Source organism: Microcoleus sp. PH2017_12_PCY_D_A (genome assembly GCF_020738565.1).
Taxonomy (GTDB): domain Bacteria; phylum Cyanobacteriota; class Cyanobacteriia; order Cyanobacteriales; family Microcoleaceae; genus Microcoleus.
On record NZ_JAEQCI010000029.1, the window covers coordinates 36,999 to 60,432 of the forward strand.

Here is a 23,434-nt window from a genome sequence, read left to right on the forward strand (position 1 = left end):
AGCTTGTGGAAAAGCTTTTGGCTAATGTTGACAGAGAGGCGATCGTTATTGACCCTTTTTCTGGTACAGCTACCACAGCACTTGTTGCTGCGGAACTAGGACACCAAGCATTCTCATTTGACATTAATCCGTTTCTGATTTGGCTGGGAAATGCTAAGTGCCGGAACTACTCCGAACACTGCTTAATAGATATTCGCAAGCAAGTAAAACAAGTGCTAAAAGAGTACAAAATTTTGATAGGAGGCGACAACTGGACACCAAAAATATTTCATATTGAACGGTGGTGGTCTAGTGATACTATCAAGATTTTATCAGCTTTGCGAACTGCTTTAGTTAACCAGTTTGGAGAACCTGAAGATAATGATGACTATAATCTCGTTTGGATTGCATTTTGCCGCTTAATCATTGAAAGTTCCTCAGCAGCATTTAATCATATCTCTATGTCGTTCAAGGAGACAGTAGACGAGCATGATTGTGAATATATTGACGAACTATTTTTAAGTATTGTTGAGTTGATTTTGATGTCGGCTCAACAAAATATCTGCGGTAGTGTACAAGTAGTGAAAGTAGATGCTCGTCACATCACAGAATTAGACGGCATCAAGATCGATAAAGCGATCACCTCACCACCCTATCCGAATCGAATCAGCTACATTCGTGAACTTCGTCCATATATGTATTGGACAAAGTTTCTGAATGAGGCAAAAGAGGCGGGTGAACTAGATTGGCTAGCGATTGGTGGAACTTGGGGGATTGCAACGAGTCGCCTGAATTCTTGGCAGCTAGAAGACGAAACGCTACCCGATGAGATTTTGGCAACGGTAAATACTATCAAAATATCCGATGGAAAAAATGCGTCTATTTTGGCAGTTTATGTATTGAAATACTTTTATGATATGCACTTGCATTTGAGTTCACTCCGATCTATTTTGAAAGATGGATGTGAGTTGCATTACATTGTTGGAAATTCAACTTTTTTTGGTAATATGGTAGATACGGCAGCATTGCTTTCGGAATCTATGCGGGTTCTGGGTTACTCAAAAATTAGTTATGAAATCGTGAGAAAAAGAAACTGTAATAAATCCCTGTATGAATATTGTATTTCTGCTACTTGGTGAGCAGCCTAATATTTTCGGAATTACATTTCCCCTCAAGCCAACAATTCACTCACGGCAATGCTAAAACCTGCAAGTACAGTTTGGGTGTTAACAACTTCATTCGGATTAAACAAACGCCAGCCTTGACCTGCATTCACAAATACTAATCTTGCTTCAGGAAAAAGCAGCCAGACTTCCTGACAGCCAGACTCCAAATATTCCTGAGCTTTTGCAAATAATTCCTCGGCGCTGTCTTCCGGCGAAGCAACTTCGGCGATTAGGGGAAAACTTTGGGAAAATGAGGTAAAATTGCCTGATTGTGGTAGGAGTTCGGGGGTAATGTAGGCGACATCGGGACGGCGGCCCTGTTTAGCTGTTCGGCAAAGTATTTCGGTAAGAACTTCTCCTCCCTGTCCGCTGGAGTCTTTGTAATTTCCCCAGTAACGGGCTAATTTAGATTGAGCTAGACTGTGTTTAAATGTCATGCCTGTTTTCTCCACTAAGTTGCCGTCAACCCACTCCATTCTCTCCGGTGGCTTGGCGAGAAATTCTTCTAAAGATATAACATTTTCTGGTTGTGTTTTTTCAGATTGTTCTGGTGGTTTTTGAGGTGTTTCTGGTAAGATTAAAGTAGCTGTCATGGCGGGTTACTCGCTAAAAAGGTAAGAGAAATATTCTACAGGGGAGGGCGGGTTTATAGTTTTTTTCGGCACGTACAAATACTTTGGGTAAAACCCGCCCCTACAGCATTATCAACTTAGAAATCAAGACTTTTACTCAATAAACGCTCAATTACAATGATACTCTCAAACCGTTTTTCTGATGCCCTCACCTATGCCGCTCAATTGCACGCAACTCAAATCCGCAAGGGTTCCGGTGTTCCGTATATTGCTCATTTGTTGGGTACTGCCAGTATAGCTTTGGAATATGGGGCAAATGAAGATGAGGCGATCGCAGCTTTGCTTCACGATGCGATCGAAGATCGAGGCGGCGCCACCACCCGCGAAGCCATCCGCCAACGCTTTGGCGATACTGTGACAGCGATTGTAGACGGCTGTACCGACAGCGATGCGACGCCCAAACCCCCTTGGCGCGATCGCAAACAAGCTTATATCGATCGCATTCCTCAAGCCTCCCACTCAGTCAGATTGGTCTCGGCTGCTGATAAACTTTATAATGTGCGATCCATCGTGAAAGATTACCGTGAATTAGGCGATCGTGTTTGGGAACGCTTCACAAGTAAAAAAAATGGTACTCTCTGGTATTATAATTCTTTAGTAGAAGCATTCCGTCAAGCTGAATTAACTCCGATCGTTGAAGAATTAGCCCGCACAGTTTTAGAATTAAACAAGCTTTCGGTAGACAAAAAGTAAAAGCTACTAACAAATAACTAATAACCACTAACAAATAACTAATAACAATGGCAAATGTTCGCTTAGAAAACATTACCCGACGCTACCAAAACGTTACCGCGATTGAAAACATCAGTTTCAAAATCCCGGATGGAGAATTTTGGGTATTAGTCGGGCCATCCGGCTGCGGAAAGTCTACAATTATGCGGACAATTGCAGGTTTGGAAACTGCAACTTCTGGTAATCTTTATATTGGAGATAATTTAGTTAATAACATTCCGGCGAGACAGCGCGATGTCGCAATGGTGTTTCAAAATTACGCGCTTTACCCGCACATGACTGTCGCCGAAAATTTGGCTTTTGGATTGCGGATGCGGAATGTTGCTGCTGCAAAAATTAAAGAAAGAGTCGAAATTGTAGCCCGATCGCTCTCGATCGATCACCTCCTGGGCCGCAAGCCGAAACAGCTATCGGGCGGACAGCAGCAGCGGGTAGCACTGGGAAGGGCGATCGCCCGCGAGCCCAAAGTTTTCCTCTTAGACGAACCGCTTTCTAACCTCGACGCCCAACTGCGAGACGACACAAGGGCCGAACTAAAACAACTCCATCAACGGCTGGGAATTACCACAGTTTATGTCACCCACGACCAAGTGGAAGCGATGACTTTAGCTGATAAGATTGTAGTCTTAAATGGGGGGAAAATTCAGCAAATCGGAGACCCGCAAAGCATTTACGCTAAACCTGCTAACCGGATGGTTGCCACATTTTTAGGCAATCCTGCTATGAATATTTTACCTGCAATTTATGCTAGCGAATCTTTTCAGGTCGGAAGTCAATCTTTAGCCTGTCCGCCCTCGATTCAGAAAAGATTGCAGGCGAAAGAAGGACAAGCGTTTGATTTGGGAATTCGTCCAGAAAATATAGAAATGTTTGCGCCACAAACAGCAGAAAATGATGATTTCAAAAGGGATGTTTGGGCTTTAGAAAAAGTCCCTCTCGATGTAGAGGTAAAAGTAGTAGAACCTCTGGGGCGAGAAATTTTAATCCGGGCGAGTTTACCTGGGTTGAGTGCTGAAACTACTGTACAGTTACAAGTACCGGCGGGTGTTCGCTGGCGATCGGGCGATCGGCTGACGGTACAGCTTGACTTCGATCGACTATTTATCTTCGATCCATCCACTGGCGAGGCGCTGTATCCGTAAACTGGATTAAATCTCAAAGGTTAAATAGATATGATTTATCCACTTGCGACCTCAAAAACCCGGTTTCTACGAATATTTCTCGTTTCTCATCGCAATTTTTTCTCAGAAACCGGGTTTCTCGCTCCGGCTTTGTGCGATCGGACTCCGTAACTCTATCTAATACCATTTTTCTCAAATCGTGCAACACTCTTCGACCCCCCCTAGCCCCCCCCTTACAAAGGGGGGGAACAAGAATACTGTGGCATTCTTTTTTAAAATTGGTATAAAATCTAAAATCGATTGCCCCATCCATAGGTGAGATCTCGGTTTTCGTCACAAAACTTTACACTTGACGTTTTTTAATTTACACAGTAATGATAGAATGATTGTATTGCGAAAAAAAATCATCCCCCTAAAGGCGTATTTTCGTGAACGGCGATCGCAATCGATAACTTCGCATCTGCGATCGAAAAGCGGCAATCCCGCGGCATAGGGAGTAACTTCCCAGCAAAAACTCCGAAAAACGTTCTAGCGGCATTTCTTAGATGAATCCCGATAACCTGCCTCAAATGCTGCAAACAGGATTTCACCTAACTTTAGGTGCAACTTCCTTTTTACTTGAGACATTGCAAGATGCTCAGAAGCGAGAAGAAAATCTGGACAAACTCCGACAGCCAGATTTAGGCCCACTCGCGGATGAGTTGGTGGAAAAAGGAGAAATGACCGATCGAGAAGCGCGAAATTTTGTCGATACTATTTTTTCAGGGCCGGACGATCGGGAGAATGCACGCAGCGAGGAATCCGGATCGCATCAGCGATCGGATACAGCAACTGATACTCCTCCCGAGTCGGTTGTACAGCCTGATGTAAAAGAGATTCAAGAATTAACTGCACAGATGGCAGCGCTGAGGGCCGAATTGGAAAATTTGCGCGCCGAAAATTCCCATGATTAAAGAATCAAGCATCTTTAACACAGCCGGAGTTTAGTGGAAAACAACTTATTGAAGAGAACTAAGCTTTAGTCGTTGTCCCAGTTTTCTGTACCGATCAGATCGGCAATGCGATCGCGCAACAAGAAATCGCATTTTTCCAATTCTCCTTCGACACAAGCCCATTCTCGGGGCGGAATGAACTGACACAGAGTGTAAATAGGCTGTTGCCTGCTGAGTACGCCTTCATGGACGAGGTGGCGTGCTTCGTCTTGGATAACATCTAAAGAGTATTGGATTCTGATAGTTGACTGAATCATAATGCGCCCTCAAGGTTTTACTAAAAAAAATTATGGCCCTGTTAATAATATAGTCCAAACTTACGAATATGTAAGTTATTTTTTTTTCTGTATACTGGCATACAATTTGCTGTGATTAATTAAAAAAAAGTTATAGGAGTGATGAGCAATCGCTCGGATCTGTGTGGGGATTTTTGAGACGCGGCAAATTTTTCCGACTCACAGGCGGATGTGCTGCAAAGCTCAATTAAGGGCTTGGCCACCAGAGTTCGATTCCCGGTTTCTGCATATATGCTTCACCGCTGCCAAATTTTTCGCGAGAAACCGGGTTGATGAATTTAAGTCCTGACGCAGCAGCAAAAGAAAGATTCGCGAGGGGGCGAAAACTCAAGGATTGCCCGTTTTGTCAATGCCGAACAGCAACTCTAAACTGAGAGATTGCGCGGCAGGCATCTGCCCGAAACAAAATACATAAGGAATACTCGGAGGCAACTGCGGCAAGAATTGCTCTAAAACGTAGGGACTTCCGTAAATTAACACACCTTGCAGTTCTCCAGTCCTTAATAATTTATTAAACCAATCTTGAGCCGCTTGGGTTAACCCTGCACTACCTCGAAAGCAATTGCCGCGAATGAAAATTTGCAGCAGTGTCGGAGAAAAATGCTCGGCGCTTGAATTATGACTCAAATCGCCTGTCCGATCGTCAATTAGTTGCAATTCGTAACCAAACTGTTCGGGAATGACGATCGCCGGAGTGTGTTTTCCCAAAAACTCGCAACCCAAAACATCATCCACCACAATCAAATTCCGCAAAAGCTGGTTCTCAGGGGACTTTTTCGCCGCTAAAGGTAGCTTCCCGCCAAATTTCAAAGAATCTCGCAAAATATCGGCAGCCGTCGCCCTTGCCTCTGTGGTTGCCAGCAAAATTAAGTCGCTGGAACTGCCCCCCTTGCTCAGAGGGGGTTGAGGTGGATCGAATTTGGGATTTGTCGCTGTTTGCTCGATCGACAAACCCACTTTAATTTTCGCCTTCCAGATTCGCTTGACAGATTCCTTGATTTGTGATAATTCAATTCGCCCTTGATTGACAGCTTCGCAGACAGCCAGAATCGCCCCTTCCGGGTCAAGCGGCATCAGCAAAACATCAGCACCAGCCTCAGCAGCCAAAACAGCAGCTTCGTTAGCGCCGTACTTATTGGCGATCGCGCCCATCACCAAAGCATCAGTCACGATCAAACCATCAAATCCCAACTCTTGTCGCAGCTTCCCGATCAAAATTTTGCGAGAAAGAGTAGCAGGAAACTCGTCATCCCAAGCCGGAATCAGCAAGTGAGCGCTCATCACAGCATCAGCCCCGGCGGCGATCGCGCTTACAAAAGGAGGCAACTCGATCTGGGCCAATCGATCGGGCGAATGCAGCAAAACCGGCAATTCCAAGTGAGAATCAACCGCCGTATCTCCGTGGCCGGGAAAATGCTTAGCCGTAGTCAAAATCGGGTGTTCACCTGCACCGCGAATAAAAGCACTTGCCAATTTGGTGACAATTTCCGGTGTCTCGCCAAAAGCGCGGACGTTAATCACGGGATTGTCGGGATTGTTGTTAACATCGACAACCGGTGCGAGAATCCAATTGAGACCGATCGCCCTAGCTTCGATCGCAGTCACAGCGCCCATTTGTTGGGCATAGCGATCGGCCGCTGCTGGATTGTGCCGCGCAATTTCAGCAATAGCCATCGGCGGCCCGAACCAAGTCGCTCCGGCGAACCGCTGGCCGACACCTTCCTCAATATCAGCAGCCAGCAGCAGCGGAAACTTCGCCCAAGACTGCAATTGGTGCGATCGAACCGCCAATTCCGCAGCACTTCCCCCCACCAAAATCACCCCGCCCACGCCCAAATTTTCCAGATAATAGCGGAGTCTGTCGGCCGTCGGTTCCCAGGCCCGATAGCGAATTTGGTGGTCGAACAAGTAGCCTGAAGCGCGCACCACAAACATTTGGGCTACCAGTTCTGGTAAGGAAAGATTGTCAATCATTCGATTTTAGATTTTAGATTTGCGATTTTAGATTTGGGAATTGGGAATCGGGAAAAAGGGAATTGGGAATTGGGAATCGGGAAATTCTCCCCCGAACCCCGTCGGACTCTCAACATCCATCCGTTACATCCGTTACATCCGTTACCGAATCCGTTGCCGAACTTCCTTCAATCTAGACTTTCATCCTCGGCCAATTCTTCATCCCCATCTAGAATATCCGGTTTGCGATCGGCAGAAAGCTGATTCAGCAACATCAGCATTTTATCGCCCCGTTCCAAAGAACGATCTTCAAGAAATACCACTTCCGGAGTCCGGCGCAGTTGTACCCGGTGGCCTAACTGGTTTCGCACGTAGCTAGTCGCAGATTTCAAACCTTCCATAGTCTCGGCCTTCGCCTCATCAGTACCGTAGATGCTGACAAAAATCTTTGTATGCTGAAGGTCTCCCGAAACAATCACATCGGTAACGCTAACCATACCCGCACCTACACGGTCGTCCTTGATTCCATTCAGCAACATCAGGCTGACTTCCCGTTTAATCATTGAAGCTACACGCTCAATGCGACGACTTGTAGCCATAGCAACTATCCCCTACTTTCATATCAGCCATTTTCTATCAATTCTTAGTTTGACACAAAGCTGTCAGTCGATTTTAGATTTTAGATTTTAGATTTTAGATTTACTTGCACGTATTGAATCTAGGAGGTTGAACTTTGCTCTAAAATCTTAATCTCTCCCCGACTTAAGTTGTGGGTTTGTACCTATTTTTGGGTCGTGTAGAGGGGAATTCTGCCAAAAGTACGCCACAATGAATTTTGGCTAACCTAGCCGTGTCCCGATCGCCAATAAAAACATAAAAACTATGGATAAAGAATTTACCGTGGGTCAAAAAGTCCGAGTTGTGGCGATGCCGCCTTTCGTGAAAACTGCCGAACCGATGCCGGTGCTGCGGCCTGCGAATGTAATTGCGATCGGGGCCCAGGGTGTGGTGATCGATCGGCGTCCCGGCAATTATTGGGGCATTCGCTTTGAAAAAGGTGCTTTTCTCTTAGACAGTCAGTACATTGAATCAGTGGACAGTTGACAGTGGGCAGTTGTCATTGGGAATTGGGAATTGGGAATTGGGAATTGGGAATTGGGCTCCGTGGGCATGGGGCTCCGTGGGCTCCGTGGGCATGGGGCATTGCTCATTGCTAGTAAATAACAAACAACTAATGACCAATGACCAATGACCAATGACTAATGACCAATGACCAATGACCAATGACTAATGACTAATGACCAATGACCAATGACCAATGACCAATGACTAATGTAAACTGTCAACTATTCAAGAAGCTAACTTTGTCTCAAAATCCAAAGAATCAACCGAAAACTCCCCCAAAACTTCCTCTACAATAGGAGAGCCAACAGTACAATTTTGAGGCTTTCCCAAATAATAACCTTGACCGTAATCTACCCCAAGTTCCTTGAGTTTATCCATAACTGCTTGACTTTCCACATACTCGGCAATAGTTTTAATTCCCATGGCGCGGGCAATTTTGGCAATAGCTTCCACCATGACAATATCAATAGGATTCTCGGCAAGATTCTTAATAAAATTGCCATCTATTTTGATATAGTCAACAGGCAAGTTTTTCAGGTAAGCAAAGGAAGACATCCCGCTACCGAAGTCGTCCAAGGCAAACTGGCAGCCGAGTTCCTTGAGTTTCCAAATTAAGCAGGCTGCTTTGCTGAGATTCGCGATCGCCACGGTTTCGGTAATTTCAAAACAAATTATTTCCGGCGGTATTTGATAGATAGAAAACTGCTCTTGAATAAAGTCTATAAATTTTTCTTCGTTAAGGCTGTCCCCAGAAAGGTTGATTGCATAGAGGCTGGGATATTTTGCAAATGAAGATTGTGAATTAGACAAGGAGCAGCAAGCAGGCAAGGTAACTATTTTATCGCTGTCTGCGCCGGGGTTTTGGACTAAGAGATTTGCCGTGAAAATTTGAGATAAATTGCCAAATAAAGTGCGAATTACCCAGCGATCGATCGCGTGCATCAAGTTGTAGCGCTCGGCTGCCGGAATAAATGCCATTGGTGAGACTAACTGACCAGTTTCAAGCTGGAGGCGGAGGAGGATTTCACAGTGGGTGCCGGTGGTGGGAGAGTTGAGGAAAGGTACGATCGGCTGAGAGTACAAGCGAAAGCGATTCTCTTCTAAAGCTTGATTGATTTCGACCGCCCACTGGGTTTCGCCGTGCTGTTTGATTAATTCCCGATCGCCCGCTTGATAAACCTGCACCCGATTGCGGCCTTTATTTTTAGCAGCATAGCAGGCAAGATCTGCCGCGCTCAACACCGCCGAAGTCGATACTGTTTTGGGATTAATTGCCACCAAACCGATACTGACGCCGATCGCAAAAGTTTTGTCCTGCCACGGAAACCGGAATTCCTGAATGCTAGAGAGTAGCAATTTTGCAACATCTAAGCCCTGTTCAGCCGGACAATTGTACAGGAGTACAGCAAACTCATCGCCGCCCAGGCGAGCCAAAATATCGGTTTTGCGGATATTGCTTTTAAGTAGCTGGCTGACTTGGCGCAGCAGTTCGTCGCCTGCAACGTGACCGTTCGTGTCGTTAACTATTTTGAAGCGATCGAGATCCAAGTAAAGCATCACGTGTTCTTGACCGTAACCTTTAGAGCTGTGCAGGGCGTGTTCTAGCTGGTACTCAAATTCGTGACGGTTGACCAATTGCGTCAGGGGGTCGTGAGTTGCCTGCCAGGTGAGTTGTCGCGCTTGAGTTCGCACCTGGGTGACATCTCGAAATACTACAACTGCCCCGACTATTGTGCCGTTGCTGGCGTGGATGGGGGCGACGCAATGGTCGATCGCAAATTCGCGGTTGTGGCGGGCAATCAGCAAGCTGTTGTGTCCTTGGTCAACAATCCGACCTTCGTACAAAGCAATTTGGGCGATATTTTCGATCGGCATCCGAGTATTTTCGTCAACTATTCTCAACACGCTGGCCAGGGGCAAACCTTTAGCTTCCGAGGTTGACCAACCCGTGAGTTTTTCGGCAACTGGATTGAGGGTAGAAATGCAGCCCTCGCTGTCAGTAGCGATTACGGCATCGCCGATCGATTGTAGAGTAACTTGAGCTAGTTCTTTTTCCTTAAAAAAAGCTTGTTCCATGCGCTTGCGATCGCTAATATCCCGCTGCACGGACACCCAGTGAGTGAGGTTTCCCGACTCGTCAGCAACGGGTACGCTGTTGAGTTCCACCCAATAAGTTGAACCGTCTTTGCGGTAGTTTATCAATTCCAAGCGCAGGGGTTCTCGGCGAGAGAAAGCGCGGCGAATTTTGGCAACTTGAGCGCCATCGCTGTCGGGCCCGCGCAGACAACTCGGTGTTTGGCCGATAATTTCTTCGGGCCGATAACCGGTCATTTGGGTAAAAGCTTCGTTGACGTAGATGATGGTGGGATCGGAGATATCGTTGTATCCCGCATCCATAATTACGATCGCGTCGTTAGCGTTAACTACGGCAGATTCTAACAGTTGCAGCCGCACCTCTGCCTGCTTGCGGGTAACGATTTCCTGTTCCAGTCGGCTGTTAGTCAAGCTCAAAGATGCGATCGCTTTTTGCAATTCGCTAGTTTGTTCTTGGACGCTGGCGTGCAAAATATCGATCGCCCCGGACATTTCCATCGGGTCAAGTACGCGCAGCAAAGTGCTTTGAGTAACTATTCCCAGCAGTTCTCCCTGTTCCCCAGTGACTACTAACCTGCGGACTAAACGCTGCTGCATTTCCTGATGAGCCACCCAGAGCGAGTCTTCTGGCTTGAGACTAAATAAGGGGCTACTCATTACAGTTTCGGCGATCGTCTGCGACAAATCTATATCTAAAGCTTGAAAATCGACAATATCCCGTTCTGTGACGATACCTAAAGGAATTGGGAACGACAAATTCATCCATAATTCTGTTGGTGGTGTAATTACCACGCAGCTAACGCGGTGCTGCGCCATCAACTCGGCTAAACTCATAACTGACGAGGTAACAGGCGCTTGAATAACTTGTGCAGTCATTACTTCTTTCACCTGGCGCATTTTTAAGATATTTGCCGGTTGCACCATGCCTTGGCGAATGCTTTCTGGCGTAATTACTCCTAAAAGTTGACCGTCACTGTCTAATATTGGCAAATGGTGAATTCGTTGTTGCCCCAACAGAATTAAGGCGCTAAAAATGTCTCTATCTTCACCTTTCGTCAGAGTTGCTGCCGGCTGCTGCATAACTTCTGCGATCGTAACATTTTTTAAGTTTTTGCCCGATGCAATCAAATCGACGAGATCCCTCTCGGTGAAGATTCCTTGCAATTGAGAATTTTGAGCAGATTGCGAGTCGGATTTTTCGAGGGATTGTTCGACGACAAAGACGCAGATACCTCTGGCGTCTCTGAGGGCGCTTGAGGTGACGGGATTTGGCGTTTCTGTGAGTTGCGGGTAGATCTCCGTGGGTGGAATGTCTGCGTTTAGAGAGCAACTTGGGCGCCGTTGACCCATCAGGGTAATTACTTCTGCTAATGGGGTATCGGGCGCAACTGTCAAGGGGAAGCGGTCAATTACTTGATCTAAAGTCGGCAGATGCTTGGAGGAATCATTTTTTATCATAGGATTTAATTCATTTTGGCGATCGCGTTGACTCTGCAACCTTGCTAAAAAGCGCTGCTTTCCAAGCAATACGTGGATTTTGACAGCGCTGCTGAGACATAATTAAAATTTTTTCTTAAAAATGCACCCCGAACTCAGGCTGGGAAGCTGGCCGATAACGGCTCTGGCTCTACCTATAAAGTTATAACCGCATCTTGATTTTAAATGTAAATTTTCTTTCCCGTGACAGTTTTATAATAAAAATGTATTTCTCGGGAACTTTTTTGCAGATAATTAATTTATAAGATCGTCCACCGCACCGCTAATCATATCCATCTTTAGCAATACACATAGGTTTGGTGTCCTAGCTAACCTAGAAAAGGTTACTACCAAAAGAGACTGTATTTAAGTTTGGTAATGTTAAGTTTTGCGACATTAAGTTTTGCGAGCTTTTCTAGACCACCTGTCGGTTGCAGAGGACAATGGATATCACAGCCGGTCTGTGAATTCGATCGCAAATTTGCGAAAACGACCGTGGTAAGATTGTAGATACAAACAGAAGCACTTAAACATCAAGTCTGGGGAGGAAAAGGGATTATGAAACGCCATCTACTAGCCGCTACTCTTTTAATTACTCCCCTACTGTTGGCCGGGCCGGCTCGCGCTGCAAATCCCGCTCACGTCAAACAGTTACTCTCAACTGGGCAATGTTTTGGGTGCGACTTGTCGGGAGCAAATTTGGCGGAAGCTCATTTGATTGGTGCAGATTTGAGAGAAGCGAATTTGCAAGGCGCAAACCTGTATCGCGCTAACCTCGAAGGCGCTGACTTGACGGGCGCTAACTTGACAGGTGCTAACTTAACCGCAGTTTTCCTGACTAATGCCAGTTTAAATGGCGCAGACCTCGATCGGGCAAATCTCACTGCCGCCATCATCAACACCGCTGACGTATCAGGCGCATCAATGGAAAACATGACAATTACTGATGCCAAAATCTACAATACGCAAATCGGCGTAGGCGGCAGCTACGAGCAGTAAACTCATTTAAAGAATGCAAACAGGCAATTTTCAGTTTAAAAACCCGGTTTCTGGGCAGAAACCGGGTTTTTAATTGCTTCGCCGTATTTGGGCCCAGGTGCTAAATTAAAATTAGTATTGCTTTAATGCTGATAATCTTAACAAAGTTGTACAATACAGCCATGTCCAAACGACTCACCATTGCCCAAGCACAGCAGCAGCTTCCCAACCTACTTCAAGAACTCACCGATCAGCCGATCGTAATCACTCAAGATGGTGTTCCTGTTATGGCGGCAATCAGCTACAACCATTTGACTGAACTCCTCGAAACCTTGGACATTCTCACCGATATTGAATTCGTTAGCAAACTTCGCCAAAGCATCACCCAAGCAAGCGAAGGCAAAACTGTTTCCTGGGAAAATGCTAAAGCCAAACTGGGACTATGAAAGGCGAAGCAAATTCAACCGAATACGATATCCAACTTACGCCGTTGGCATTAGAAATGTTGGCGGAAGTCAAAGATAGACGAGAACAGCAGAAACTGCGCGATCGCATCGATCAACTCAAAATAGAACCAGAGAAGCAAGGCAAAGCGCTTGTTGATAACTTATCTGGATTTCGCAGTATCCGAGCCGTTGGACAGCGCTATCGCATTGTTTACAAAGTCGAGCAAGAGCGAGTTATGGTTGTTGTTGTAGGACTTGGGAGACGTAAAGATGGTGATAAAAAAGACATTTATTCCATCCTCCAAAAACTGTTAGATATCTAACAGAATTACCTCCCAATCCATAAGTCCTGAGTTAGAAATAAGGCAACTTGTGTTGCCACACTCCTCCTAAAAACCCAAATCCACAGCAATTCGGTGCGCGCAAGCAAACCCAGAAAACGCCACCGCATTTAAACCCTGTCCGGGAAACGTACTATCGCCCACACAATACAAACCAGGCATAGAAGTTCGATTAAACGGCATCCCCAACAAACCCATTAACTTCTGTCGCGGAATCGGCCCGTAAGTTCCATCTTCCCGGCCCAAAAAGCGGCGGTGAGAACGCGCCGTCCCAACTTCCATATAATCCAAACCAGCATCTAAACCAGGAAAAATCTTTTCTAATCTGTCAATAATTCTGCCGCCTGCCTCTTCCTTTTTATCCTCGTATTCCTGCGGCGAAAGTCCTTCCCACTCTTCCATCCAACTCGAAGTAAAAGCATGAACAATGTGATATCCTGCCGGAGCTAAATCTGGGTCTAGTACGGTCGGAATTGATACTAAAATAGTTCCCTCCGGCGCTTCCATTTTTTCCCAATCTTCTAACAAAATGTGGTGGCAGGCAGTACCGGCAGGGATGACGCTGGCTTCGACTCCCAAATGCAAGCTCAAGAAACTGGGGGCTTTTTGATAGCGCTGCTGCCATTTCTTCTCGCTAGCTGGCATCTCTTCAGCAGGCAGTAGTTTCTCAAAAGTATCCCACCGTGTGGCGTTAGAAACTATCCGCTTTGCTCGGTAAACTTCGCCGGTTACTAGCTCGACTCCAACAGCGCGACCGTTTTCTGTGAGAATTTTTTTGGCTTTAGCTTTGTACTGAATTTTCCCGCCACATTTTTCTAATCCTTCTACTAATTTTTGGGCAATTTGACCGACTCCGCCTTTGGGATAATTGATGCCGCCGTAATGTCTGTCGGAAAATACCATTCCGGCGTTAATCATCGGCGTTAAGTCTGCTGGTACTACTGACCAGTAGTAGCATTCCATGTCGATAAATTTCAGCAAAGTCGGGTCTTTTATGTAGCGCCGCGCAATGTCGCCAGTATTTTGAGGCAGATATTTTACTAATCCCAAACAGGCTAAAGGATTCTGAAAAAAGACTCGAACTAGATATCCAGGTTCTTCTAGGGATAGTAATTCCATGCCGTTGAGGCAGTTGAAGACGTTCCAGCATTCGCCGTAAAATTTCTGGATGCCTTCGCGTTCGTGGGGGAATCTGTCAATTAATTCTTGCAAGTATTTGTCATAAGGCTGGGGAACTTCTAGATCTAGACCTGATGGTAGGTGATAGTGAAGCTGTACGGGGTCGGGAATTGTTTCTAGGGTGACGTTGACGGCTTTGAGGGCGCGGGTGAGGAGGTTGGTGGTGCCGCGCTGTCCGAACCCAAATATCATGGAGGCTCCGACATCAAATCTGTAGCCTTCTCGATCGAAATATCCAGCGCTTCCCCCCGGAATTGTGTAGCTTTCGAGCACCAAAACTTTGGCTTTCTTGGCTGCTAGCTGGGTTGCAGTCACGAGTCCGCCAATGCCGGAACCGATGACTATCACATCAAACTCTTGCTCCCTCGGGCGGGAGTTGGGAGAGAATAACTGGGATTGGGTAGGGGCTGACATTTGGTGAAAAATCTTAATATTTTTACAATTTTACAGTCGATCGCTCCAGAAGGAAGAAGTCCGGCAACGGATTATATAACGGATGTAACGGATGTAAGGAAGACCGAAGTTAGGCAACCGATAATGTCCTATGCCCTATGCCCTATGCCCTACGCCATGCCCTATGCCCCATGCCCTATGCGCCATGCCCTATGCCCTATGCCCTATGCCCTATGCCCCATGCCCCATGCCCTATGTTTCAAAAAAAAAATGCGGGAACAGTCTACCATTGCCGACTGCCCCCGTCTGCCGATCCTTTGAGAGGAGAACACTAAAAATTACTATAGCCTTGTTGCTAATTTATGTCAATACTATTGGAAAAATATTTCAATAAGCTGACGGAGGTCTGTAAATTCGGTAAACAAAGAGACTTGTAGGATTTGAGATTTTAGATTAAAGAAGGGAAGATTGTGATAAGTTGCACAGAGCGATCGTTAGCGAAGCCCTCGAAAAGGATCGCACCGCATAAAATAAAATCTCTCAAACCTAGCAATCTCCCCAATTTCCTAATGCCCCTGCAACTGCGCGTTTACGTTCCGCCCCACCCGTTAATTAAACACTGGCTGGCTGTCGCCCGCGACGCCGCCACCCCATCGGTACTTTTTCGTTCTGCGATGACAGAATTGGGAAGGTGGCTGGCCTACGAGGCAATTCGAGAGTGGCTCCCGACAGTGGAAACAACGGTGCAGACTCCTTTGGCAGAATGTCCGGCGACTTTTATTAACCCGGAAGCTCCGTTAGTTGTGGTACCGATTTTGCGGGCTGGTTTGTCACTGCTGGAAGGAATTCAGACGGTTGTGCCGCTGGCTTCGGTTTACCACCTCGGGATGGCAAGAAATGAGGAGACGCTGGAACCGATTTGTTATTTGAATAAATTGCCGGCGCAGTTTAACCCCCAAACGCGGGTGATAATTAGCGAGCCGATGCTGGCGACTGGCGGGACGATTGTGGCGACAATGCAGGAGTTGATTGCACGGGGAATTGACCCGAGTTTGATTCGGATTATTTCTGTGGTGGCTGCTCCTCCGGCTTTGAAGAGGCTGAGTGCAGAGTACCCGAGTTTGATTCTTTACACGGCAACGATCGACGAAATAGTCAACGAACAGGGCTTTATTGTACCTGGTTTGGGTGATGCGGGCGATCGAACTTACGGCACATAAACCAGGGAATTTTAGATTTTGGATTTTAGATTTTGGATTGAAGATTTTGGATTGAAGATTTTGGATTGACTTCACAGATGTATCTCGCGCTTGTATCATTTTTCCCCAATCGTGCAACTTTAGGGAAGCGTCAAACCGATATCCAGTGAATCATCCCCAGTCTAAAATCTCAAATCTAAAAGGGTATGCGGTGAGGAGTTTCTGCAATGGGTTGCGGAATCTCCGGCAAAAAAGATGGGCCTGGCGCAGGTAAAAGCAGGCACACGGAAAGTTAAGATTAAAACTTGAAGTCAAAAATAAATAGCGTTTAGCACTCATTGCCCGTGAAACTTGATTCTGTACCGCCAAACTTGTCTGCTTCTGACTCAGCAAACCCCAATTGCGATTTGCCGCCACAACTAGAACGAGAACTAAAAGAGACTTCTGAGATTTGGGCTGCCTTAAGCCCAGAGCCGGCTGAACTTTCTGTGAGTGCAAATCCTGAGCTTTGTCAGGAAGAAAAAGAACTGAAGCCCCAGGACTGGGCAATTTTTGCCTCGACTTTTGCAACTATTTTTTTGGCTGAAATTGGAGACAAAACTCAGCTCGCGATTTTGTTGATGACGGCTGAATCTCGGAATCCTTGGATTGTGTTTGCGGGTGCGGGTTCGGCTTTGATTGCAACGAGTTTGTTGGGAGTTTTGCTGGGAAGGTGGCTGGCGACTCGCATTGCTCCGCAAACTTTGGAGAGAGCAGCGGGAGTGATTTTGCTGGCGATTTCGGCGGTTTTGCTGTGGGAAGTGCTGAGTTAGACGATTTGAGATTTTGGATTTTGGATTTTAGATTGGGGAATTACTGATGATGTTTGGGTAAGTCCAAAGAAACCGGGTTTCTGCCTAAATTTAGCGATTAAACCGAGGATTTTGGACAGAAACCCGGTTTCTGGGAGTTTGTGGTGGAAAGAAACCCGGTTTCTGGCTAGATTTAGTCGTCAAACCGAAGATTTGGGAGAGAAACCGGGTTTCTCGGAGCTTGTGAGTAAGTCGTATATTTGTACAAGAGCTAACTAATAACTAAAAAAACATGGATTGGCAACTTTTAGGAATAACTTTTATTACGGTGTTTTTGTCAGAATTGGGTGACAAAAGTCAATTAGCTGCGATCGCCCTTGGTAGTAGTTGCAACTCGCCGCGGGCTGTATTTTTCGGCACGGCGTCGGCGCTGCTGCTGGCAAGTTTAATCGGGGTTTTAGTCGGACAAGGTACGGCGGAGGTGTTACCCCAGAGGTTGGTAAAGGCGATCGCGGCGATCGGATTTGCGGTGATGGGTTTGCGCTTGTTGTGGCCAAAATCAGATGAGGCCCAAGCTTCCGAGTAGGATTTGCGAGAAAGTTGATACAGTTGACCTCTGGCAAAAATAATTAGGACGGGCTCTTCGGCCCATCCCCAAAAAATTAACGGCGGGCGTCAATTCACGCCCGCCGCTACAGATTGAGTTTTTTTCTAAATTCAATCTTTGAGGATTGTGTCGGTTAAACTTGGTTTTGGTAGCACCAGCCCAGCAGGGTAGCGCCGACAGCCAACTTCAGCGCTTCCAAGGCAAAATATCCTTGGTGCAGTAGATTCATGCCGGCGGGCGCTTCTGTGGCGGAGTCGAACAGATTTAGCTGCATTCCCAAGGCGCTCATTTGAGGTGTGAGGGCGTAGGTGTCAATCAGGGCGATCGCCAGAAGTACCAATGATAAAATAATTGCTGTGCGGCTGCGCTTCCCGAAGTCACCGAGTGAATTGCTCAAAACCATCAAACCAGTTGCTACCACGCCCGAACAGATTAATTCAACGCGGTTGAATCCCCAGAACATCAAATTTCCGGCTGCGGCAAAATCTGGAGATACCATCATGCCAGATACGTAGAGACTCGGCATGACTAATAGATCCAAAATCACGCTACCGCTGAGCCAGAAAATTAAGGCTACCATGACAATTGCTTGCCAGCGGGGTCTGGATTCCACTCTCGATGTAATAGCTGTCATAAAAATTAGACCCTCTAAAATTTTCTTCTGCCTTTTCTAGAGCTTAACGAACTTTTTTCGATAATCGTGTTAAGTATTTTTAAATTAATGGTAACTTTTGTGTAACTGATTTAGAAGAATTGTTAAGCTTGCAGGCTGTAGGGTGCGTCATCCGCAGATTGTTCGATCGATAATTGACGGCTAATCGCTGACGCACCCTACTGGCATTAGCTCGTCGGGCGATCGGGCGATCGAACAGTTTAAAAGTTTTGGCGCTCGTATTATTTATGTCATTGCGAGGAACGAAGCAAACAAGAGTGTCTATTTTTTATTAGTTCTAGGAAGTTGTAAGGTGCGTCAGCAGCGGATTGTTGTATCAATAATTAACGGCTAAAAGCTGAGGCACCCTACTAACTTAATTCTTCAGTGCTTGGAGTGGACGAAAGTTTGTGTAGTGGCGGTTTCCACCGCCGACTCTTATAAATAATCTATGCCTAAATTTCAACTATCATCTTGGCTTCCCCGTCTCCCCACTCAAGTCTGGATTCTCGCCGCCGGCAGATTCCTCTCGCAAAGCGGTAGCGGTTTTACTTTATTTTACGCGCCGATCTTTTTTGTCGATCGCGTCGGTTTATCTGCAACTGCTGTCGGGATTGGTTTGGGTAGCGGTTCAATTTCGGGAATATTCGGCCGCATTTTAGGCGGTTCTTTTTGCGATTCCCAATTTTGGGGAAGGCGGCGAACTTTATTGCTGGCGGCAATGATTTCGGCTGTCGCTTCTTGGATGTTGGCGGCGACTAATGATTTCCCAGGTTTAGTTGCGGCTAATTTATTGATGGGTTTTGGTGTGGGTTTGTATTGGCCTCCAACGGAAAGTATGGTGGCGGATTTAACTGAGGGCGCGCAGCGACAGGAGGCTTTTGCTTTGACGCGGCTTGCTGATAATTTGGGTTTGCAAGTTGGGATTATTTTGGGCGGTGTTTTGATTGCGGTGACGGGGAATTATCGATCGCTCTTTATCATCGACGGTATCTCATTTTTAGTGCTGTTTGCGGTGGTTTGGGGGGCAATTTCGGAAACCTACAAACCAGCAACTATAACGGATACAGGCAAAAAGAGTCTCAAAAATGGCTGGATGGTGGCGTTGGGCGATCGCACTTTGCTAATCTATGCTGTGGTAAATACTCTGTTCACTCTCTACATTTCCCAAATTCAAACCACGATGCCGCTGTATTTTAGCAAGTTTGTGCAGGCGGGGACATCGGGAACAGGCTTTTCTACGGGTACAATTACGGTTTTGTTTGCTTTTAGCACATTTTTAACTGTGGCTTTGCAGATGCCGGTTGTTAAGGCTTTGAGGCGGTTTTCTCACCCGCGAGCTTTGATGGTTTCGGCGCTGCTGTGGGGAATCGGCTTTATGGCGATCGGCTTGACGGGAATGGCTGCAACTGGCAATCTATTTTTAGCTGTTGTAGGTTTGACTTTTTTGTCGGTGGCGACTGTTGCTTATACGCCTTTTGCTTCGGCTTTGGTGGTGGATTTAGCGCCGGAGTCTTTGCGCGGCGTGTATTTGGCGGTTAATTCTCAATGTTGGGCGATCGGGTATTTAATCGGTCCGCCCCTGGGCGGTTTCGCTTTGGATCGAGGTAAATGGGGGGCGGATAATTTCTGGTTGGGCTTGGCTATTAGTGTCGGGGTTGCTATCTTTATTTTGCAAAAGGTCGATCGAATGTTAAAAAAATAATTGCAAAAATACTATAGCCTTTCGAGAGCTCAGATGAGGTACTATCCGGCCTAGGGCCTAGGGCCTAGGGCCTAGGGCCTAGGGCCTAGGGCATACCTCAGCTTGAGAACCGCTATACTTTTTTCGTGATACCGCAATCAACCAGATAAATAAATAGCAAAAAAAATGCCTAGCAGCCTTAGATTCTGATAGGCAATTGTTTTATTTATCTTATGGTAGCCATAAGAAATATCAATTTAATACACTCAAAACCTTCTGTTTTTTGATCCCGAATAGGTTTACACTCCCTAAAAAGCTAACAATAATTTTACAATCAATTGGGTGAGGTATTCTAGTGAAAACACGTTTACTATTTAGTGCTAGTGCAGTAGGTTTATTCTATATACTTGCCGCTTCTTTACCATTAGCTGCGATGCCTCCCGCCGCAGAAAAAGAAACATCTGGTCCTCAAGACTTAAAAGAGTTAGAGGCTAAAATCAGCCTGAACGCAACAGTTGAAAATCAGCAGATCAAAATTCCTGAAACATCCGAAATAAAACAACAAGTTGATTCAGTACAAGCTGACAAAACCATCTCAACAACAAATCAAAACGCAACTCTTCCCCAAGAAACTGCCAACCTCAATCCCCCCTAAATAACAGCATTAACCGCAGAAAATCCAGCGGAAAACTCTTTAAACATTGCCGAAACACCAGCAAACCCAGCCCCAGCAGAAGTCACAGAACAAGTATCTGTTGCCCCTTCCCCAAACTCGCAGACACCAGCAGAAGTCACAGAAAAAACATCTGTAATTCCCGCCCCAAACCCTGCACCAGTTATTGCCAAAACAGAAACCTCAACTTCCGAAAAAATAGCTGAAATCGCCAACAGCGATTCCTTAGAACCCGCAGCAACCAACAGCGAAACCCCAGAATCTACCGAACTCCAACAAGTAACATCTATCTCGCAACTCTCCGACGTGCGCCCCACAGACTGGGCCTTTCAAGCATTGCAATCTCTCGTCGAAAGATACGGCTGTATAGCGGGATATCCTGACGGTACATTCCGAGGCAATCGGGCAATGACTCGCTACGAGTTTGCCGCCGGTTTAAACGCTTGTTTGGACAAAGTTAACGAATTAATCAAAGCAGGTACAACCAATTTAGCAACGAAAGACGACTTAGCCAAACTGCAAAGACTGCAAGAAGAATTTGCAGCAGAATTAGCTACTTTGCGCGGTAGAGTCGATGCTTTGGAAGCGCGTACCTCCGAATTAGAAGCAAATCAATTTTCGACAACAACTAAACTCAAAGGCGAAGCAATTTTTAGTGTTGCCGATACTACCAAAAACAATCACAGCGATACTCAAACAGTCTTCAATTACCGAGTGCGCCTGAATCTGCTTACCAGTTTCACAGGGAAAGATACATTAATAACAGGCTTGCAAGCTTACAACCTTGGCAGTTTTGGCCCTGAGTTGGGTTTGTCCAGGGGGGCATTTAAAGGCTTGTCTGACAGTCAAGCAAAGCTGAGTTTTGAGCCGCAATTCCCCGGGATTAATCCTCAGAATCTATCGAGCATCGGCGCTAATACTGTTGAACTTTACAAACTGCTTTACGTGTTTCCAGTTTCTAGCAGCATCACTTTATTTGTCGGCCCGAAAGCTGAAACTTCAGACGCTTTTCAAGCAATCACTCCTTTTGCTGGAGAAGGGCAAGAATCTATTTCGAGATTTGGAGGTTACAACCCTGTAGTGCGCGTATCCGGCGGCACTTCTGGCAGCGGTTTAGCATCGGCAGGTGGGTTTATTTGGAACCTTTCTAAAAAGGTCAATCTCACAGCTTTGTACGGCAGTGTAAATGCTGCTTTGCCTAAGGATTTGGGCTTTCCAGCTACTCCGTTGGGTGCGGGTTTATTTGAGGGCAGTACCGTTGCTGCGGCACAGTTAACTATTAAACCAACTAGCAGTATTGACATTGGTTTGAATTACGCTTACAGCCGCCACCAATTGAATATTCTGGCCACTGGATTGTCTGATGCGGATTTGGGTTCAATTTTGGGAAGGGATAAAGAACCTGTTGGTGGCGGTGTGAGGATGAATTCGTTTGGCGGTACTGCTACTTGGCGGCTTTCTCCGAAATTAGCTGTTTCTACCTATGGAGGTTGGATAATTGCTGATGCTGAAAGAAGCAATGCTTCTACAACTTTTAACAGTTGGATGGTAGGTTTCCATTTCCGAGATATGTTCAAACAGGGCAATAATGCAGGTATTCTGTTCGGACAGCCTTTGGATCGGGATTCGGTAAGCGGCGGTGCTCGTTTTCAGGCAAATAAGGCAACTCCTTATCATTTGGAAGCTTATTATCGTTTCAAAGTTAACGATAATATCAGCATTACACCGGGTGCTTTTGTGTTGTTCAATCCTGAAGGTACTAAGGATAATGATACTGTAGGGGTGGGGGTTCTCCGCACTACTTTTAGTTTCTAGAGTCGTGAAAATCTGATTGGGTTACGGGCACTATCATTGCCGTAAGATTGGTTCGTAGTGCGGACTTTAGTCCGCAGCGTTTTGCGGACTAAAGTCCGCACTACAAACTGATCTATGTATTAGCTGTTAGCCTGCAAAGGTGGATAATTTTTGGTTGGTTTGGCTTTGGGTGTCGTGTCTGTTATCTTGGTTTTGCAGGTTCTCGATCGAGTTTTGAAGAAGAGGACTGAAGTCCTCACTACAAACCTATAATCAATTATTGACTATTTTCTGCGATCGCCCAATTTGCGGTAAACCGCCCTCAAATCAACCTGATGGTGAGCCAAAGCAACCAAAGCGTGATAAAATAGATCCGCAACTTCTCCGGCGATCGCGTCTTTGTCGTCGTCTTTGCAAGCCATCACAACTTCCGCCGACTCTTCGCCAATTTTCTTGAGAATCTTGTTATCGCCACCCTCGAACAACTTGCAAGTATAAGAAGTCTCGTTAGGATTGTCGCGCCGATCGCAAATTACGTCAAATAATTGAGATAACATATCCCCCGGCGGCGCCACAATTTCCCCGTCAACTTGGTGAAAACAACTTCTTTCACCCGTGTGACAAGCAATATCTCCCACTTGTTCGACAGTCACCAGCAAAGCATCGCTATCGCAGTCGTAACGCAGCCCTTTGACATTTTGAACGTGTCCCGAAGTCGCCCCTTTCGGCCACAATTCGGCGCGAGAACGGCTCCAGAACCAAGTTTGACCGGTTTCCATGGTTTTTTCGAGTGACTCCCGATTCATCCACGCCATCATCAACACAGTGCCGTCTAAGTAATCTTGGACGATCGCAGGCACTAAACCGCGATCGTCATAACGGATCTTTTCAATTGGGATCGATCGGCTCAAACTAGACACATCATTAACAGACATAATTTTATTGCAGCTTTTTAGATAAATTAACGCTTTGGTGTCGGATATTTTTTTTTATTAACCGCAGAGAGCGCAGAGAACGCAGAGAGAAGAGAGGAGATTAGGTGAGTGATGGGCAAATTGTCAAGAACTATTTTACAAAAAATTACACTTTAGGGCTAGGAGTGCGGGTTCTACAAAGCCTGAAAAACCGAAG

General features: G+C 46.1%; 23 protein-coding genes. 14 read left to right on the forward strand and 9 right to left on the reverse strand.

All coding sequences use genetic code 11. The features are described 5' to 3' along the window. The first annotated feature begins 5 nt into the window (after positions 1 to 5). A complete protein-coding gene (locus JGK39_RS08520; RefSeq protein ID WP_293250712.1) occupies positions 6 to 1,118 on the forward strand; it encodes a DNA adenine methylase in 1,113 nt (370 codons plus the stop codon). 32 nt (positions 1,119 to 1,150) lie between these two features. Here JGK39_RS08520 and JGK39_RS08525 read toward each other — a convergent pair whose 3' ends face one another. Continuing rightward, positions 1,151 to 1,738, reverse strand: coding sequence for a Uma2 family endonuclease (locus JGK39_RS08525; RefSeq protein ID WP_293250715.1), 588 nt, complete (start codon positions 1,736 to 1,738; stop codon positions 1,151 to 1,153). A 156-nt stretch (positions 1,739 to 1,894) separates the two neighbouring features. Between JGK39_RS08525 and JGK39_RS08530 the strand changes: the two genes are divergently transcribed. From JGK39_RS08530 to JGK39_RS08540, 3 genes are all read left to right on the forward strand, one after another. Next, positions 1,895 to 2,470 (forward strand): HD domain-containing protein, encoded by a 576-nt coding sequence (locus JGK39_RS08530; RefSeq protein WP_293296020.1) that lies wholly within the window; start codon positions 1,895 to 1,897, stop codon positions 2,468 to 2,470. A gap of 47 nt (positions 2,471 to 2,517) precedes the next feature. After that, complete coding sequence (locus JGK39_RS08535) at positions 2,518 to 3,651, forward strand: ABC transporter ATP-binding protein (protein ID WP_293250721.1); 1,134 nt, start codon at positions 2,518 to 2,520, stop codon at positions 3,649 to 3,651. Between the two features lie 524 nt (positions 3,652 to 4,175). Then, the gene (locus JGK39_RS08540) at positions 4,176 to 4,583 is read left to right on the forward strand and encodes a hypothetical protein (protein ID WP_293250724.1); all 408 of its coding nucleotides are present in this window, start codon (positions 4,176 to 4,178) and stop codon (positions 4,581 to 4,583) included. Between the two features lie 65 nt (positions 4,584 to 4,648). Here the strand turns inward: JGK39_RS08540 and JGK39_RS08545 are convergent, their stop codons facing one another. The 3 genes from JGK39_RS08545 to rbfA all read right to left on the reverse strand — a co-directional run bounded on the left by JGK39_RS08545 (position 4,649) and on the right by rbfA (position 7,470). Then, complete coding sequence (locus tag JGK39_RS08545) at positions 4,649 to 4,879, reverse strand: DUF4327 family protein (RefSeq protein WP_293150704.1); 231 nt, start codon at positions 4,877 to 4,879, stop codon at positions 4,649 to 4,651. Between the two features lie 366 nt (positions 4,880 to 5,245). Then, positions 5,246 to 6,892: a glycoside hydrolase family 3 N-terminal domain-containing protein gene (locus tag JGK39_RS08550; RefSeq protein ID WP_293250727.1), complete on the reverse strand. Its 1,647-nt coding sequence runs from the start codon at positions 6,890 to 6,892 to the stop codon at positions 5,246 to 5,248. 167 nt (positions 6,893 to 7,059) lie between these two features. Next, positions 7,060 to 7,470, reverse strand: coding sequence for a 30S ribosome-binding factor RbfA (rbfA, locus tag JGK39_RS08555; RefSeq protein ID WP_293250730.1), 411 nt, complete (start codon positions 7,468 to 7,470; stop codon positions 7,060 to 7,062). Between the two features lie 283 nt (positions 7,471 to 7,753). Here rbfA and sipA point away from each other — a divergent pair, with 283 nt between their 5' ends. Then, positions 7,754 to 7,975, forward strand: coding sequence for a regulatory protein SipA (sipA, locus tag JGK39_RS08560; protein WP_293250733.1), 222 nt, complete (start codon positions 7,754 to 7,756; stop codon positions 7,973 to 7,975). Between the two features lie 246 nt (positions 7,976 to 8,221). Here sipA and JGK39_RS08565 read toward each other — a convergent pair whose 3' ends face one another. After that, on the reverse strand, positions 8,222 to 11,548 hold the full coding sequence (locus JGK39_RS08565; RefSeq protein ID WP_293250736.1) for an EAL domain-containing protein: 3,327 nt from the start codon (positions 11,546 to 11,548) through the stop codon (positions 8,222 to 8,224). Positions 11,549 to 12,124: 576 nt separating this feature from the next. Between JGK39_RS08565 and JGK39_RS08570 the strand changes: the two genes are divergently transcribed. From JGK39_RS08570 to JGK39_RS08580, 3 genes are all read left to right on the forward strand, one after another. Beyond that, complete coding sequence (locus JGK39_RS08570) at positions 12,125 to 12,565, forward strand: pentapeptide repeat-containing protein (protein WP_293250739.1); 441 nt, start codon at positions 12,125 to 12,127, stop codon at positions 12,563 to 12,565. Between the two features lie 125 nt (positions 12,566 to 12,690). Next, positions 12,691 to 12,990: a type II toxin-antitoxin system Phd/YefM family antitoxin gene (locus JGK39_RS08575; protein WP_293250742.1), complete on the forward strand. Its 300-nt coding sequence runs from the start codon at positions 12,691 to 12,693 to the stop codon at positions 12,988 to 12,990. Further along, positions 12,987 to 13,313, forward strand: a complete 327-nt coding sequence (locus JGK39_RS08580; protein ID WP_293250745.1) for a type II toxin-antitoxin system RelE/ParE family toxin — start codon at positions 12,987 to 12,989, stop codon at positions 13,311 to 13,313. Before JGK39_RS08575 ends, JGK39_RS08580 begins: the two co-directional genes overlap by 4 nt. 66 nt (positions 13,314 to 13,379) lie before the next feature. Here the strand turns inward: JGK39_RS08580 and crtH are convergent, their stop codons facing one another. After that, complete coding sequence (gene crtH / locus JGK39_RS08585) at positions 13,380 to 14,924, reverse strand: carotenoid isomerase (protein ID WP_293250750.1); 1,545 nt, start codon at positions 14,922 to 14,924, stop codon at positions 13,380 to 13,382. 548 nt (positions 14,925 to 15,472) lie between these two features. On the opposite strand from crtH, the gene upp reads away from it, so the two are divergent. The 3 genes from upp (at position 15,473) to JGK39_RS08600 (ending at position 17,479) form a co-directional block, all read left to right on the forward strand. Next, positions 15,473 to 16,123, forward strand: a complete 651-nt coding sequence (gene upp, locus JGK39_RS08590) for a uracil phosphoribosyltransferase (protein WP_293250753.1) — start codon at positions 15,473 to 15,475, stop codon at positions 16,121 to 16,123. A gap of 323 nt (positions 16,124 to 16,446) precedes the next feature. After that, entirely contained in the window at positions 16,447 to 16,914 is a 468-nt protein-coding gene (locus JGK39_RS08595) for a TMEM165/GDT1 family protein (RefSeq protein ID WP_293250756.1), read from the forward strand. Positions 16,915 to 17,185: 271 nt separating this feature from the next. Beyond that, positions 17,186 to 17,479: a TMEM165/GDT1 family protein gene (locus JGK39_RS08600; protein ID WP_293250759.1), complete on the forward strand. Its 294-nt coding sequence runs from the start codon at positions 17,186 to 17,188 to the stop codon at positions 17,477 to 17,479. A 154-nt stretch (positions 17,480 to 17,633) separates the two neighbouring features. Here JGK39_RS08600 and JGK39_RS08605 read toward each other — a convergent pair whose 3' ends face one another. Next, complete coding sequence (locus tag JGK39_RS08605) at positions 17,634 to 18,134, reverse strand: DUF4149 domain-containing protein (RefSeq protein WP_293250762.1); 501 nt, start codon at positions 18,132 to 18,134, stop codon at positions 17,634 to 17,636. A gap of 469 nt (positions 18,135 to 18,603) precedes the next feature. On the opposite strand from JGK39_RS08605, the gene JGK39_RS08610 reads away from it, so the two are divergent. Together JGK39_RS08610 and JGK39_RS08615 are read left to right on the forward strand one after the other, a co-directional pair. Further along, positions 18,604 to 19,857: an MFS transporter gene (locus JGK39_RS08610; RefSeq protein ID WP_293296016.1), complete on the forward strand. Its 1,254-nt coding sequence runs from the start codon at positions 18,604 to 18,606 to the stop codon at positions 19,855 to 19,857. A gap of 334 nt (positions 19,858 to 20,191) precedes the next feature. Next, complete coding sequence (locus JGK39_RS08615; protein WP_293296014.1) at positions 20,192 to 20,491, forward strand: hypothetical protein; 300 nt, start codon at positions 20,192 to 20,194, stop codon at positions 20,489 to 20,491. On the opposite strand, the gene JGK39_RS08620 is transcribed toward JGK39_RS08615, so the two are convergent. Next, positions 20,488 to 20,826 carry a hypothetical protein gene (locus JGK39_RS08620; protein WP_293296012.1) on the reverse strand — a complete coding sequence of 113 codons (339 nt, stop codon included), beginning with the start codon at positions 20,824 to 20,826 and terminating at the stop codon, positions 20,488 to 20,490. The two genes, JGK39_RS08615 and JGK39_RS08620, sit on opposite strands and share 4 nt — an antisense overlap. On the opposite strand from JGK39_RS08620, the gene JGK39_RS08625 reads away from it, so the two are divergent. Continuing rightward, positions 20,816 to 22,324, forward strand: a complete 1,509-nt coding sequence (locus JGK39_RS08625; protein WP_293296010.1) for an iron uptake porin — start codon at positions 20,816 to 20,818, stop codon at positions 22,322 to 22,324. The two genes, JGK39_RS08620 and JGK39_RS08625, sit on opposite strands and share 11 nt — an antisense overlap. A 263-nt stretch (positions 22,325 to 22,587) precedes the next feature. Here the strand turns inward: JGK39_RS08625 and hisIE are convergent, their stop codons facing one another. Then, entirely contained in the window at positions 22,588 to 23,238 is a 651-nt protein-coding gene (gene hisIE / locus JGK39_RS08630; RefSeq protein WP_293296009.1) for a bifunctional phosphoribosyl-AMP cyclohydrolase/phosphoribosyl-ATP diphosphatase HisIE, read from the reverse strand. Positions 23,239 to 23,434: the final 196 nt, after the last annotated feature.